Raw genomic sequence first — 16,260 nt, forward strand, 5'->3', positions numbered from 1 at the left:
AGAGTTTGTTATTAAAATTATTGTAAAATAATATTTTCTTTTTCTAACGTATCTTTTAATTTATTTTTCCAATTGTTTGAATGAATAATCCTTTTCTCTTCTAAATGACCTTCTAATATTTCCTTTTTTGTCAGCTTTGAAACCTCTTTCCATACTTTATTAAAAATATAAGTTGCATTACCATACATTACAGAATCAAATACATAAATCTTTTCTTTTTTGAATTCAAATACTAAATATCCAGTATACCCTCCCAACCCTTGATAAATTGTATCAGGCTTAAATCTTTTTATATATTCAAATCTCTCATTTATTTTCTTACTTTCGCTTTTAGAAACAAGTTTGTGACTTTTTCCCTTAACTGTCACTTCCCAAATCCTTTCTCCCTTTGGAAGGATCTTCCAACTAACTGTTTCTTTAATCGGTTCTATTTTTTGAGATTCTTGATTAATTACAAAAGTTTCAACTTCAGCAAATATTTCGAGAAATAAATTAATTGCAAATTTTATATCGTCATACTCCTTTTTATTATTTATAAATTTTTTATCAATAATGAAAAGTTTTATGTTTTTTTCGCTAATATACCTAAATTTTAAATTTTTTGGTTTTTTAAATATTCTAGGATATCTTTTATATGGATCTTCGCTTATCCCCGAATGCCAGTTTCCACCCCAGTCTTTTAAAGTCCATTCATGTGCTCTATAAGCTATTTCCTTTGGCTTACTTTTATCAGGTACAAATTCTCCAATAGTATTTCGCTGAGAAATTTTACCTATATATGGTTTAGGAATAAACAATTTATTATCATTTAGTGAATCAAATTGACTAAAAATTATATTCGATACTCTTGAGTTTAATCTAACACCTAAAATAAATTTAGAATCTTGATTCATATCAGATAAATAATTTTCAACTTTTCTTATATGTTTTTTTATTATCTTCATCGCCAGCCTCCTTATCTGAACTTTTTTGCTTAATTTATTATAAATATATGTGTTTTAATGTGCATTGTGTTCAATTAACAATTATAAAGTGTTATCAGGTGATTTTATCGAACGTTCGTATTTACAGTATAGCACTTATACTAACAATATTCAATTTTGAAAATTATAAATTCAGAATTTTCTTTTCAGTTATCAATCTGCTATTCTTAACTTAGAAATTATTTGATTAACTACGTCTTCAATAGTTATAAGATCGATCACAAACCATTCTCTTGGTTGAATCATTTTTCCATTTGGTGCGGGAATTTCAACATTTAAACGATATTCACTAAGAGCATGATGAATCGCAGTTTCTAGAGATTCAGGATTAAGATTGACAATTTTTATCTCCTCCACAATTTTTACTGGAGCATAAAGGTATGTTGATTCATTTTCAGCATTAGCAATTCGCTTTTGTACCGATCCACTTGTAAATCCTACTTTATAAAGAGAATGATTTGCTTGAATTTGTTTAACAACAGCATTATTACTTTTCGATTCTAAAATGTAAACATAACCTGTAACATGATCATCCGAAGTAAACTTAAAAGTGTCATCAGGTTCAGTTATTACTTTACCGTGACGTCCATAAAGAGAAGCCATCAATCCATTTCGTAAAGGAAAGTTTTCAGTTCCGTTATCGTATATTACATGAAGTCGAGCATTTGTTCGCCTATTACTTTTATTATGTTCTTCAAATTCATCTCCAATAGATTCTATATAGAGAAGTTGACCGTTCAATACATAAAAACCATGTTCAACTAATTCATTATTTCTAAAAGGCAACAATTGCCTTTTACCAGAAGAAATATCAGCTTGCAATTGCTTAAATAATTGTTTAAATTTAGAAAATTCTTCCATTGTTTTTCGTTGAGAAATTCTATCTGGTTCATTTTCTCGTTCACGTTTTACTTCATTCAATTTTTTAGTATCAAATAGTTTTTGATTGCCTGAACTCCGACTATCAGAAAATAATACAGAATCATCATTAAGAATCTCATCTAAACTGTTAAATGTTTGCTTTTCTTTTTTTATTTGAGTACGAACATTTTGAGAAGAATTATTTTTTAACAACCCCTGCTTGTCATAAGGCTTCAAGAATGCAATACGTTCCTCATCTCCACGAATTCCGGCCAATCGACTTGCCAACTTTCGTTCATTCAACCTTGATACATCTTTTGTTTTTTCAGGTTCCCTGTTATATTTAGCAACCCAATCTTCAAGCTCTATAAAATCCTCAATTTTTGGATCATAAGTAACTTCTTCTTTTTTAGGCTTAGATAAAACTAATTTATCAAAATCTGAATCATTAAATATATCATCCAATGAACGAAGCAAATTTTTAGTCATTTTGTATCCTTCTTGCCTTCAAATCTGCTAATTTTGCTAACGCATATGCCATTCTGACCTCTAAATCATCTTTTGAATTTTTATCAGGCTTTCGATTATTTTTGGCAACAAATTCTTTTGCTTTATTATATAAGTAAACTAATTCATCATTATCAAAATCATATTTATGAGCATCAATTGAGCGTTCAATAACACGTAATGTTTCCGAATCAATATTTTGAGACATTACATCATAAGCACGCTGAAACGGATTAATCTTATCTATTAAGTTAATGTCCAAATCATCAACATTAATAAATTTGTCCGCCATTCGCAGAAATTGATTAGTGTTACCTTGACTATCTTGAGTCTGATCCACTTTAGCATGACGTAAGACAGTGTCTGCTACGACATGCTGACGAACTTCATCCACCTCTTCGTTAGATAAATCTGGATAACGCTTCATAATGACTTTAGGAATAAGAACCTTGTTCATTGTTTCAGCAGAAGTATTTACTGCAATTCCTTCTTTTACCTTATCATCCTGCAGAACTGCAGCTTTTAAATCAGGCATATCATTTTCAATAATACTTACAACACGTGGTGTCGATGGTTCTTTAAAGCCACCAATAATAATATCTGCACCATTTTCAGCTTTTTGGTGAGGATGCTTACGTCTCTTCAAATGAATTTCTGGTGCCAAAACTTGCTCCATTAATAAGGAAGCTGTAATTGCTTTAAGAATCTGATTAACTGCATACTGAACATCACTATTTTTAGCATCAGGCTGCTCAATCATATTAGTAAATTGTGCATGAGTCTTATTCGAACTATCACGCGTAACTCTTCCAATAATTTGAACAATTTCAGTTAACGACCGGCGATAACCAATTGTGAGAGCTTGCTCAGCCCAGGGCCAATCAAAACCCTCTTTTGCTAAATTAAGAGCAATAATAATATCTAAGTCATCTGGTCTACTCAAAGTTCTCAGATACTCTTGAACTTTGTCACGACCATCTTCATTAACTAAATCTGCTACTTTTAAAATTTTGCCTGTCGTCTTAGCCTTTACCGTATAAATACCAGTATTTTCATCCCGATTAATTATTATTCCTATCGCATCAATAATTTCGTCAACTTCATCATACTTATCTTTAGTTGATTCACCAGAATTAACACTAGGAATATGAATTATTGTCTTTTTAGTTGTATCCAATGCTTCATCTAATGCATCTAAATATATTCCTTGATAAAACTTATAATCAATGCCAAATGACTTTAAATATTTATAGCCATCGAGTTGCTCATAATATGTATAATTAATCTTATCAAATTCTTGCTCATCTTCTGGAGAGAGAATCGGAGCTGAGTCTCCTCTAAAATAGGAACCTGTCATGGCCAAAATATGAGCAGAAGAATTATGCATAATATTCTTTAACGCATTGCCTAAAACCGAACTATCTTCTGAAGAAACATGGTGAAATTCATCAATAGCAATTAAAGTATTATCGAATTTATGATCATCCGCTATTTTTTCATAAGCAAAACGTAAAGTTGCATGTGTACAAATCAAAATTTTGCTGTTATCAGAACTTAGAAATTTAATTAATTTTTTAACTTTACCAGCATCCCCACCAGGTAAGGTTAAATCATACTCAGAATCAACTTTCCAATCTTCATAAAATCCTTGAGCAGTAAGATTAGTATCTTTAAAAGATCGACCAATTGAACGTTCTGGTACAGCAACTATCACTTTTTTTATTCCTTGATTAGCCAGTTTATCTAATGCAACAAACATCAAAGCACGGGATTTACCAGAAGCAGGTGGTGCCTTAACCAAAATATACTTTGAATTTCGGTGTTGATACACACGAGCCTGCATTTCACGCATACCTAATTCATCAGTACTGGTACTTTTGCCAGTTTGATGATAATTTATTGAAACTACATCTTTATTTTTCATGACTTATATCCTATTTTTTATCACAATCAATTAAGAATTTTAAAATTGTATAACTTAGATTCATAATAAATCGATTTTCGGATCCATCTAAATTATCTATAGCTTTACTATTATTAATATGTTTTACATTATGATTTTGAATTTTACTATAAATATCCAAACTACGAATCAACAAATTTCTGATTTCAATATCGCAATTATGTTCTTTTAGCCAATTTCCTAAATTATTAGTTTGATTTTCCAATGATTTGTCATTTTTCACAAGATACTTAATTAATAATTCAATTGTCAATCTAGCCGAATCTAGAGCTTCTCTATTATTACCATTATCAAATAATGAATAACATTTAGACCAAACTTCTTGAATATCTTTAGGATAATCCAGTAATAATTGAGACATTTTAAAACGAGACGATTTTTCATCATAATTTTCATCAAGCTGATTGATTTTTTGAAGAAGAACTGCGTCAGACTTTACTTCAGTACAACTTCTCACCCCAAGTAAAAAATCTACAATTTGACTACTATACATTGAAGTTAAATTATCTGATAAAATTTCTAATTTATTTTCATACGAATCCTCCGTAGAATACCTAATCCAAATTGGAAGATTATCTAACCCATAATCATTTGCAAACAATTTCAGTAAACTAATAATTCGATTTGCCGAAAGAGTATTAGCCAACCTATCTTGAATCTCATCAACTAAAGCAAAATCAAAATTTTCATTTTCCATTCCAGTTTCTCCCGAAAATTATTTTTTAGCTACTTTTTCTTGATACATTTTAAGTAATAAACTTAATCGTTCATTATCATCTTTAAAGTCATGATCACTGTATGCTCTATCTACAATCTGATCTAATTCTTGATGTGCTTTCAGTAGCCTAGCATTCATAGGTTTAGGATTTTTAGCAGCTAGTGGTGAACCATATAAATCAGCTAATGTTCCACCTTCTTCTTCTCGAATATCCAAAATTTCATAAACTTTATCTTTTATTTCATTTTTTCTTCTAGTAGAAATATTTGGTACAGGAAAAGTATTATAAACTAAGGTTGCTGAATACCTGTAACTTGTTCCTAACCTACCACAAACAGCTTTCATCCAAGTCATATGCATTCTAGATTCTAAAAGTCCAAAAAGCCAAAAAGATCCTTCATATATACAATAATTTCCATTTGAAGATACTACATTTTCGCCAACTATAATCATCGGAACGTAATATCTATTTTCAGAAGAAACAGCTGGAAGCAAAATTGTAAAATCACTTTTTTTCCACCTTACTTCTCCAAAAAGTTCTGGATGAGCTGAAAGTAATCTAGTTGCTTTTTTCTTACTTTTCAAGCGAAAGTTTTTAACTAAATCCATTTTATCAGTAATATATTTAATTTTTTCAAAGCCATTATCTTTGTTATATAGCCATAAGCAATACCTTTTCCCTCCTCTAATTAATTCAGCTGAGCTCAAAAATATTTTTACATATTTTTTTACTTCAAAACTTACATTCTTAAATTCACTTTCACTTAATATCAAAAATCCACCATCTGTCGGCTTAGATCCTAAAAGCATTTCTGGTAAAGTATCACTTTTAAATTTCTTCTTTATAAAAATATTTTCAGAGTTTGTAAGATATGGTGAAATATTTTGAACTAATAATTTTTTATCTTGATTATAAATAAATTTATTTTCCACGACGTGTGCATTGTCTACACCTATAATTGCAACAATTACTGCTGCATTGTTTCTTGCATTATTATTCCAACGAAATGCATTGTCAGCGAAAAATATTTTTTCTTTATATCGCAACATTATTGGCCACAAAAGAGATACTTGTGCACCCTGACAAATTGAATTAGTAGTAACAAATGCAAATTTGCTATTATTATAGTTAATATATTTAAATGCTTTTATAAACCAACCACATACATAATCCATAGAGCTCATTCCCTTACAATTGTTTGTGGCTATGTTAAGATCCTTTTTCTGCTCCTTGCTTTGAATGCTTGATCCTAAATATGGCGGATTTCCAAACAAGTACACCTCATCATCAGTTTTATGCGGCAATATTTTATTCCAATCCAATCTAAGTGCATTGCCACAAACAATTGCACCAGCATGTTGCAAAGGTAGTGTAGGACGAACTGCATCTTTAATTTCTTCATGTAACTTCACATTCATCTGATGTTCAGCTATCCATAATGATAGTCGAGTTACATCACAGGCAAAATCGTCAATTTCAATTCCATAAAATTGATCTAAAGTAACCGAAGGAATGTACATTGTAGAAATTCCCATATTATTTAATTCTTTAATAATATCAATTTCTAATTGTCGCAATTCTTTATAAGTAATAATTAGGAAATTGCCAGAACCACATGCAGGATCCATAAACTTGATATGACCTATTCTGTCATATAGCTCTTGCAATTTTTGTTCATCACCCTTTGCTTCTTCAAATGATTTTCTTAAATCGTCAAGAAACAGTGGTTTTATAACTTTCATAATATTAGGAACAGAGGTATAGTGCATTCCTAAATGACTTCTATTATCCTCACTTGCTACTGCTTGAATCATTGAACCAAGAATATCAGGGTTAATCTGATCCCATTCAAGTAGTTCTCCAGCATCAACAATTAACTTACGAGACTTCCTAGTGAATGTTAACGATTCATGGCTTGCTTTAAATAAATCACCATCAACATATGGAAAGTCATTTAACCAACTTGGTATCTCTTTTGAACGCCTTGATTTTGGATAATTTAATACACTAAATAATTGATTAACAAAATCATCAAGATCACTACCATCATCTTTAGTTAACTCTTTAATTCGATTAGTAAACAAATTCTTAGGAAAAATATTTGTATCTTCAGCAAATAGACAAAATAATAGTCTAATTAAAAATAAGTCTAATCCTTCTTTAGTGGCTTTAGGATTATCTTTCACAATCACATCATATAATTTTGCAAATCGTTCTGCTGCCCGAATATCAGCAGGATTTTCCTTATCAAAGTCAGCTTTTTCAATACCATTCCAAGCCAAAAAAAATTCAAATTTTTGTGGTAACTGCTTAAATGGTATATCTAATGTATCCTTTGTTTTAGTATCACAAGCCAATAAATGCTCAAAATTAGTTACAATAATATATCTTGGTTTAGAACCCAATTGATCAACTTTATCCTTAATATTTGTATAAGCTTGCATTAAGTCGTCATCAATAGATATTACCTTGTAATACAACTTATTTTTTAAATAAACTTCTCCTTGATCTTTGGCTAAGTTATTAATTCCCTTACGAAGCTTAGTAACTGTTGCCTTAGGAATATCGTAAATTCCTAAAAAATCATAGATAAAGTTAGCATGATCATTCTTACCTATGATTTCTGCAAGTTTGTCTTCTATTTCAGTTATTGCCATTATCAGCCACCACTTCTGTATAAAATATTATATCTGTTACATTTAATATTAGTAACAATTTGTATAAGGCATTACTTCTAAAAATTTTCTATTTTTTCTATCTGTTTAACCTCTATTCTTTTCATTTTTTTCTTTTTTCCTATAGGAACAAATATTTCTTTTAACATTGCATTGCCAAGGAGACCTACTTTAATTAAACGTAACCCAGAAACACCATTTCTATTAAGTGCAAAATTAATACCAAGTTTGGAAGCACTTGATCGATACATCCATCCTTTATACTCTATAACTTTTTTAGGTTTTTCTGATTTTACTACATGCAATTCAAAGAACGCTCTAGCAACAGCCAATGTCAATTTATATATATTATTATTATCCTTTAAGTCTGGTATATAAAAAGTTTCTTCTACCATTCTTTTAACACTATTATAAAAATAATCATTCTCATGTTTTTTTGCATTGAAAATTCCCATTGTATCAATTTTTTTCCAGTATATGGATCTTCATTAACAAAAATAGACTTTAATAAGATATCTTTTTTTACTTGAAACTTTGCCATGTAAACTAATTGATCATTAATTAAATTTGCCTCATCATAGGCAGTCTTTGGATTTGCCGACAAATATAACATTGGTGCATCTGGAGAATTTAATCTACCATATGATCTATTATTTTTACTCCATTTTTTTGAACGGATAGAAAATAAATTAGTTGTGATTTCTTTATCCACAGGAAACGAAACCAATCGATATAAAAAAGAGCCTTTTTTTAAAGTATACGCTAAAGTTAAACATGGTCTTGTTTGTATTCGCATATTTAATCCGTTACTAGATTGAAATGGAGTATTTGTAATTTCAGCCAATTTTTCTACTTCATTTTTTAATTCATCAACAGAAGTTTCACATGTTACTTTATTTTTAAGTTTATCAAATTTTTTTATATTTTCATTAAATAAGTTTTTATCTTGAGTAATTTCTAATTTCCCACCTTTAAATAGTTTTAAATTTTCATTCATTAAAAGCCTCCAAAATTTATATTCAAATTTGTACTAGGTAACACTTCTAAACGATTTTCTAAAATCATTTTGTTAACAATATTTTCTCCATGGGCGTCACCAAGTGATTGACCATAATTATTAAGTAAATTTACAACAGCATTTATACAATTATGTTTACTTTCAATATTATTCTCGTCACGCTTAGCGTGATAATATACTTGTAACTTAGTATTTGAATCATACAAATTGTTCTCGTCAAAAATGGTTTCAAAATAAGAATAATCTGCCTTCCCAAGTGAATGTCCATAAACTGTAATCACATCAGTTTTATTGTAACCATAACCAGCATCGTTATTGATGCTATTTACATCATTATCTATTAATCGATATGCTTTAGTAAACATAATTCTTAAATCATTATCAATCTTGTCATTAAGAATGTCATGATTATCTATTCCAAAAATTGGTGCACTAACTTTATCAAAAGGTGCTTTAAGCTTATTAATTTCTTTATATTGTGCTACTCCATGAATATTACGCCAAGAATTCATTTTAAAATTATTCTTATATTTATTTTTAAAATAGCACAACGTATAATTAAAAGATAAAACATCAACCGATAAATTTGGGGGAATTGTATCATCACTTCCTGTCTTTAGTATGGCTGCAACCAAATCTTTTGCACACTCTTTATAATTATAAATACCAATTTTTTTATCATCAACACAAGATTTAATAAACTCTGCAAATATATCTTCGAATTCATACAAACTATTAAGCAATGCATTAGCAATATCCTCTTTACTTTTAGAAGGAGCAACTACCATCAGCTTAACATATTGAATAAATGTATCTTTACTTTTAATTGAAGGCGCTCTTAAGGCATTAAGTGCATCATCTTCGTTAAAATACTTATCTATATGACTTATCGTTTTTTCCTTTTTACTATATTTCAAGTTAGACTTAAAGTCAGTTACCAATGCAATAGAAACAATGTTATAAATTATATTTTCAATATCCGTCCATTGTACTAATTGATCATCAGCTATATAAAATCTTGCAAGTAAAAATAGACAATCCCAGATTGTGATTTTTTGGAAAGAAAACCAATCTAATAATTTTTTCTGAATATCTACTGATTCATTTAATTGATTCATTTTCTCTAATGAGTCTACTTTTTGCTCAATTAAAAATAAAAATTCATCTTCAAAGAATTCAAGCCAATTATCTTCGTTTGCCTTTTTAAATTGTAAAACTTTACGCTTTAACCAAACAAATTCAGACTCGCCAGTCATTACTTTAAACAATCCTTTAAAACGCCAATCAAAGAAATCACTATAACTACTTTTTAATCCACACGCCAAGTCAAAGCCATTGCCAATTATTAAAACTTGTTTCATGCATTACCTCAATTTTCATTTAAAAGCTTACTCTTCATCTAAATTCCTAACAATATGCTTTGTCTCATCTACCGGCAGAGGCACGTCGTCAGTAAAATAAACGCCAATTTTGACGACTTCACCACGCAAGTGATGATTGTCATCCCCAACAGGCACAATTACTTGGTCGCCAAGACTAACCTTGTTACCATCCGAAATGTAATAATAACTGCGACCGCCACGCTCAAGTTTAACACTACAGTAAACATAACTATCAGTATCTGCCAGTTCATACTCAAAGTCATCTGGTTCAAGTATCTGCCCCTTACTATGAAGCGTAATAAAATGAAGCAGCTTGCTCGCAAAATCAGGATAATCATCAGGTAAGCCATCAAAATCAAAGTGCCCCGCAAATTCCAAAGAAGGAGCTTCATCATAAGTTATCGTCAATTCATAATTGATCTCTCCCTCAGATTCTTCTTCTCCTTCGCACAATAACTCTGCAGAATCCAAGCTATCCAAAAAATTAGCAACACTAGTTTTTAAAACATAACTTTGCTTGATTTCATTGCCATTCGGTAAAAACTGATTATAAGAAAAAGTCTTAGTTGCGCGATCAATTAACAATTTTTCTCTGCAAGTACCCAAAATATCAGTTTTCCAATAGTTAAATCTGATCTGCATTATTTTTTCTGGTTGCGGGCATGTGTTAAAGACATAAAGATATGACATTTGCACGGTTGCCCGCACCATTTCTGACAAATCAGCGTTATTAACCTGATAACTTGGTTTCAACGATCCTTTAAAATAATAAGTTGTATCTCGTCTGTACCAAGCATTTCTAGCCGCCAATAGCCAGTATCTGTTACATCTTTTACCGTGTATTGGTTAAAAAAATAATTGCTAACTACCTTTAGCAAATTCTGCGCTTTATCAGCTGCAATTTTTTCAGATTTGCTACGACCCTTTTCATAATCAATTGCCGAACGATGATAGTTATAACCCGTAAATGTCACATTGCCATTTTCATCAATCATTAACTGCTGCTCTATTTCGTCTCCCTCGTTAGGCCGCATCCCAAAAGAAATAAGATTGGTAGTTAAACGCATCTGTTTGATCCCTTGTGGAAAAGCATTCGGTTTTTTTTTAGTTAGGTCAGCTAATCTGCCAAGTGCCAAAACAAACCAAATTCTGTTTTCTATTTTTAAAATTGCTGCTTCATCTGTACTGCTCTTAAAATAATGCCATCTAGCAAAAATCGCTGAACCCAGCAATTGAATATCAGATACTTTTTCAATTATTTTTGCAAGTTCAAGGTAATCACTGTCTGCAAAACCATATTTGGTAAAAAATTCAGCATTGTCCATCCGAAAACCCAGCATGTCACATTCATCATAAAAGTTATCACTGAGGAACAATTTAAATTGATTAGTGTTTACCCGAAACTTCTCAAGCCAACTTTTAGCAAAAACATAGACATTCTCCAAATAATTCATTTTTCACCTCTATTTTATTGCTTCATAAGGTAATCTAATTAAGAATATTATAGTACAATTCATTAAAAAATTTCTGCGTAGTAGTAAATAAATGTAGTGTCCAACCATACACCTAGTACCTCAAAAAAATCAAAATCGTTCATAATTGTTCAAATTCGTTCAAAATCATTCATAATTAAAGTATTTAATCATGCAAAAAGTGCTCCTAACTGTTAGTTTTATACCTAACATTATGGAGCACCTTATTTCGTTATGATTTTTCCTAATTACATTATCCGTATTTATTGTAAGCCCAACCGTTTTGCAGAAAAACTATTCTCAAACTTAGTCGTCTCATCTTAATTTCACGGCATGAAGATAAATCATATTTTTTCTTATTCAACTGTTTGCCAGCTAGCATACCGCGTTCTTCTATTTTAGCAGACCCTTATTAACTTGAATTTTTTACATTTCAGAAAGTTTTCCATATTCATTTTTCGCAGCCTTAAACCATAATAATTTATCTGAAGCTATCGCTATTCCCATTCATCGAGAATTTACTGAAGCCTTCGCAGAATTTTTTACTTACCAAATCTTGCCAGCACAATTTTCCTAAAGCGCTCACCTGGATAATGATAATCAGTTTTACCATTAACCTTCATCCGAATTATCCACTCAAAATTTACTCTTTTATTAATTTCAACTGTATGCAGAACACCATCTCTGAGATAGTCATAGAAAGCATAACCATCATCAGCATAGTCCAGCTGCGTATGGTTAAGAGTCGCAATTATGCTGCGATTCTTGAGTCGATCAAAACAAAGAATTGGACTTGCCGCAAACATTTTATTTAGTGCTGCAATCATCTGGGCATCATCCTTATAAAGTTCAAGCAAATATGTCTTAATATACTCGCCTAATTCTTCCATGTCATCCATTTTGATATCGAATAAAAATAACGTGAACTTGCTGGCAAAGTTTACTAATTGCAGGCACTTCTTGCGCTCAAAGTAAAAAAGCTTGGCACCCCATTCAAGTAATTCATCACCAGCTTCCGCTTTAATTACAGCTTGTGCTAGTTCGTTCACTGGTGGTCTGAGCTTTGCAGGTTCCTTTATTTTATAACGATCAAAAGTTTGTTTAGTAGCATAAATAATCATATCTTTCCCCAACTAAATAATTTTTATCTTTTCCAGCAACTTTGCAAATGCTAATTACCTTTTCATTTTACAGGAAACCATTGTAAACATGTCACCCAATACTTATTATTACAAGCAATTCAGAAAATAAATGGCTAAAAAATAAAATGCCGGTGAAAAACGAGCTTTTCACCGACATTTTTATCCTAAATTAAGAACTAATATGCTCTCTTACCCTTCTTATAAACAGCCTTGTCTTCCTGGGCAACCGCCTTGATATCTTCAAGCGGGTTGCCATCTAAGACTAGGAAGTCAGCATACTTGCCAGCTTTGAGTGTGCCGTACTCATCGTCAATCTTCATCAACTTTGCGGAGTTAACACTGGTCTGCAGGGCCTCAAAATTAGTAAAGCCATCCTCAACCATTAAGCGCAGTTCAACTGGCGTCTTGTCAAAGCCGTTGAAAGTGGTGCCGGCATCGGTACCCAAAGAAATTTTGACACCGCGGTCCTTGGCATGTGCGATATTTTTCTTTAAATCCGCCAATGCCTTCTTGGCCTTCTTCATTTCCCAGTCGGGCGCAATCTCTTGAGCATATTCAGGAAAAGCCCAGGCGGCAATGATCGTTGGCGTCAGGTAAGTGCCATGTTCAAGCATTAAATCAATCGCTTCATCATTGACATAGTAACCGTGTTCGATCGAATCAACACCGGCATGCAGCGCGTTCATAATCCCGGCAATTCCTTCGGCGTGCGCTGCCACAATCAGGCCTTTGTTGTGAGCTTCTTCAACCGCCACGCGAATCTCATCAACCGTCAACTGCGGATCGTCCATCGAATCACGCTGGGTCATGATGCCGCCAGTGGTCATAAGCTTAACGGCCTTGACACCACGGGCCATCCCCTGCCGAACCGCCTTGCGCATTTCATCCGGTGAATCAACAATATAACCAAAATTAGGGATATCACCATGACCGCCGGACATTGAATATGGGCGTCCGGATGGCATTACTTCGGGTACTTTAGTGATTTTACCTTTATTGATCATCTTGGCAATCGTCAGGTCAATGTCAAAAGTCGACCCGCATTCACGCACATAGGTCACACCCGACTTGAGCATCGTGTGCAGATTTTGCACGGAATTGATTGACGTTTCAACCACGTCAAAATCCGTTACGCCCCGCGGATCGGTTGGATCCATCACCATGTGGTCATGACAGTTGATCAAGCCCGGCATCACATACTTGCCCTGCAAATCAATCCAATTATCGCCTTGTGGCGCCTTGCCAGTGCCGATAGCGGTAATCTTGCCGCTTTCATCATCTACTTCCAGCCAAGCATTCTCCTGAATCTGGTTAATTTCGCCATCATATAAATTGCAATTTTGATATATCGTTTTCATAAATTTCTCCTTTATTAACCACTTATATTTTATGCCGTTTTATTGCCGAGAACAATCAAAAAAAGCTCTGCTTTCCAGTAAATAAGCAAAACTTCTCAAGCTCTTATGCATTCTTTTTCTTTCTTCTTGTTAACGGGTAAAACGGTGCTGCAATGACAAACGCACCTAAGCCCCAAATCAGATTCGAGATACTGATCTGACACAGCAGCCATACTGAAACGACTAGGGCCAGGATCGGAACCAGTGGCCCAAAGGGAATCCTGAACTTGCCCGCCTGCCGCTTCTTGGTGCGGCGAAAAATCAGAACCGCAATACAAGTTGGAATGTACTGCGCAAAACGCGACACAGCACTAATTTGCGCTAGTGAAGAAAAGTTGCCGGAATAGGCCAAAAGTAAAGCAATGGTGGTTGAAACAATTATCGCCATATACGGCGCATCATGCTTATTGGTTTTTGCAAAAATCCGCGGCATCATCCCATTTTCAGCCAGAGCAACACATGAACGCGGTGTGATAAATGAAGAACCAATGCAGATACCGCCGGTTGACAGCAGCATCCCCGCCGAAATAATTACGTTGCCGACATTGCCGCTGATTTTCACGGCCGTGTCCTTGAGCGGGACAGCCGAGCCCATCAGCCGCATCCCCAAGACACCGATGCTGACAACGTTGACCAGAATGTAAATCACAGCTACCACCGTCAGGATTAAAACCAGTGCCCGCGGTAGATTCTTTTCCGCATTTTTCATTTCGCCGGCTGCTACAACCAGGCTTTCAAAGCCGGTAAAAATATAGAACATGGTGATCGCAGTTGCCGCAAAGTTATGGCTGGTCATCAGGCTGGGAATAAAAAATGGCTGAAAATTAGCTGGCTTAATAAAGAAGAGGCCAACAACAATAATAAAAATAATTGGGAGCAACTTGCCCACGGTAATTGTATTATTCACAATCGACGTTACCTTCACCCCGCAAACATTCATGATAATCAGCAGCACTGCGATGACCGTGACGATCACATTTTTCGCGAAAGTTGACGCTAGTGCGGGAAAAATACCGCCAATCGCCGTCGCAAACGCAACATAAATGGTCGCCTCCGCAATAATTCGGATCGCCCACGAAATCATGCCGACTTCATAGCCGACAAAATCACCAAAGGCATCTTTAGCGTACAAATATGCGCCACCGGTTTTATCAAAAAAGCTGGCACACTCCGCAAAACATAAGGCAATGGTAAACGCCAAAACTGCATCAAAGACCAAGACCAGAATGCTGGCCGGACCAAACAGCGTCATTCCCTGTCCCGGTAGCAAAAAGATTCCGGAACCAATAATGCCGTTAATGCCTAAAAGAACAATACTCCAAAAACCCAGTTTATTTTTCATCTACTTACGCTCCTTCTGCGCCGCCGCTTTGGCAAAAAAATTAACAAATAATTGCTCTTGGTCCGCATGGTGCTGCCACAGATTTTCCGGATGCCATTGCACCGCCACAATCAGGCCGTCATCACTCTCAATGCCCTCAATCACACCATCCGGTGCTGTGGCCGTCACGTGCAAGCCAGTGCCAACTTTTTTCACTGCCTCATGATGCCGCGAATTAACCAAACTCTGTTTGCCCAAGGCTTGATAAAGAAAACTGCCTGGCTGCAAGTTAACGTGGTGCGTCGGCAGAAAGCCCTGCGACTTTTGCGCGTGCTGAATCAGCTTGTCGCTTTTATACTGTGACGCCAAATCCTGATAAAGCGTGCCGCCAAGTGCAACGTTGATAATCTGGATTCCGCGGCAAATTCCCATCAGCGGTTTGCGCTGAGCAAGTGTCTCCTTAATCAACGCAATTTCAAAAAGATCCCGCTGGTAGTAAGTATTGCCAATATTTTCCAGCGGTTCTTCACCATACAAATACGGTGCAATATCCGGCCCACCGGGAATAATCACCCCGTCAACACTTTTTACAAGCTCTTTAGCCATTTCTTCCGGCGCAACCGGCAGCAGCAGCGGAACAATGTCATGCTTTTGCAAGACATCAATCAGCTGCTTAGGAAAATAATTAGCCAACCGTAAGTTAATCACCTCAGTCGGCACCAAATTAATATCTGCCGTAATTCCAATTTTCATTACTACCACTCTTTTCAATATTAGTTTTTAATTAAAATTAATAGTAAATATTATATATTTTCTTAAT

General features: G+C 33.9%; 14 protein-coding genes. All 14 read right to left on the reverse strand.

Going from position 1 to position 16,260, the window contains the following annotated elements:
• Positions 1–17: 17 nt before the first annotated feature.
• Positions 18–944, reverse strand: coding sequence for a hypothetical protein (locus PT285_RS07685; RefSeq protein ID WP_277149335.1), 927 nt, complete (start codon positions 942–944; stop codon positions 18–20).
• Between the two features lie 192 nt (positions 945–1,136).
• Positions 1,137–2,333 carry a GIY-YIG nuclease family protein gene (locus tag PT285_RS07690; protein ID WP_277149336.1) on the reverse strand — a complete coding sequence of 399 codons (1,197 nt, stop codon included), beginning with the start codon at positions 2,331–2,333 and terminating at the stop codon, positions 1,137–1,139.
• Positions 2,326–4,275 (reverse strand): DEAD/DEAH box helicase, encoded by a 1,950-nt coding sequence (locus PT285_RS07695; RefSeq protein ID WP_277149338.1) that lies wholly within the window; start codon positions 4,273–4,275, stop codon positions 2,326–2,328. Before PT285_RS07695 ends, PT285_RS07690 begins: the two co-directional genes overlap by 8 nt.
• 10 nt (positions 4,276–4,285) lie before the next feature.
• Complete coding sequence (locus PT285_RS07700) at positions 4,286–5,011, reverse strand: hypothetical protein (protein ID WP_277149340.1); 726 nt, start codon at positions 5,009–5,011, stop codon at positions 4,286–4,288.
• Positions 5,012–5,029: 18 nt separating this feature from the next.
• The gene (locus PT285_RS07705; protein WP_277149342.1) at positions 5,030–7,690 is read right to left on the reverse strand and encodes a DNA methyltransferase; all 2,661 of its coding nucleotides are present in this window, start codon (positions 7,688–7,690) and stop codon (positions 5,030–5,032) included.
• 77 nt (positions 7,691–7,767) lie between these two features.
• Positions 7,768–8,103 carry a hypothetical protein gene (locus tag PT285_RS07710; protein ID WP_277149344.1) on the reverse strand — a complete coding sequence of 112 codons (336 nt, stop codon included), beginning with the start codon at positions 8,101–8,103 and terminating at the stop codon, positions 7,768–7,770.
• A complete protein-coding gene (locus PT285_RS07715; protein WP_277149346.1) occupies positions 8,097–8,705 on the reverse strand; it encodes a hypothetical protein in 609 nt (202 codons plus the stop codon). Before PT285_RS07715 ends, PT285_RS07710 begins: the two co-directional genes overlap by 7 nt.
• The gene (locus tag PT285_RS07720) at positions 8,705–10,087 is read right to left on the reverse strand and encodes an AbiH family protein (protein WP_277149348.1); all 1,383 of its coding nucleotides are present in this window, start codon (positions 10,085–10,087) and stop codon (positions 8,705–8,707) included. The genes PT285_RS07715 and PT285_RS07720 overlap by 1 nt, the downstream gene beginning before the upstream one ends.
• 27 nt (positions 10,088–10,114) lie before the next feature.
• On the reverse strand, positions 10,115–10,861 hold the full coding sequence (locus PT285_RS07725) for a hypothetical protein (RefSeq protein ID WP_277149350.1): 747 nt from the start codon (positions 10,859–10,861) through the stop codon (positions 10,115–10,117).
• Entirely contained in the window at positions 10,858–11,562 is a 705-nt protein-coding gene (locus tag PT285_RS07730; protein WP_277149352.1) for a hypothetical protein, read from the reverse strand. Before PT285_RS07730 ends, PT285_RS07725 begins: the two co-directional genes overlap by 4 nt.
• A 560-nt stretch (positions 11,563–12,122) precedes the next feature.
• A complete protein-coding gene (locus tag PT285_RS07735; protein WP_277149353.1) occupies positions 12,123–12,701 on the reverse strand; it encodes a hypothetical protein in 579 nt (192 codons plus the stop codon).
• Positions 12,702–12,898: 197 nt separating this feature from the next.
• Positions 12,899–14,080 carry an amidohydrolase family protein gene (locus PT285_RS07740; protein ID WP_277149356.1) on the reverse strand — a complete coding sequence of 394 codons (1,182 nt, stop codon included), beginning with the start codon at positions 14,078–14,080 and terminating at the stop codon, positions 12,899–12,901.
• Between the two features lie 103 nt (positions 14,081–14,183).
• A complete protein-coding gene (locus PT285_RS07745) occupies positions 14,184–15,461 on the reverse strand; it encodes an APC family permease (RefSeq protein WP_277149358.1) in 1,278 nt (425 codons plus the stop codon).
• A complete protein-coding gene (locus tag PT285_RS07750; protein WP_277149359.1) occupies positions 15,462–16,193 on the reverse strand; it encodes a gamma-glutamyl-gamma-aminobutyrate hydrolase family protein in 732 nt (243 codons plus the stop codon).
• Positions 16,194–16,260 lie beyond the last annotated feature (67 nt).

The organism is Lactobacillus sp. ESL0791, from assembly GCF_029433255.1.
Taxonomy (GTDB): Bacteria; Bacillota; Bacilli; order Lactobacillales; family Lactobacillaceae; genus Lactobacillus.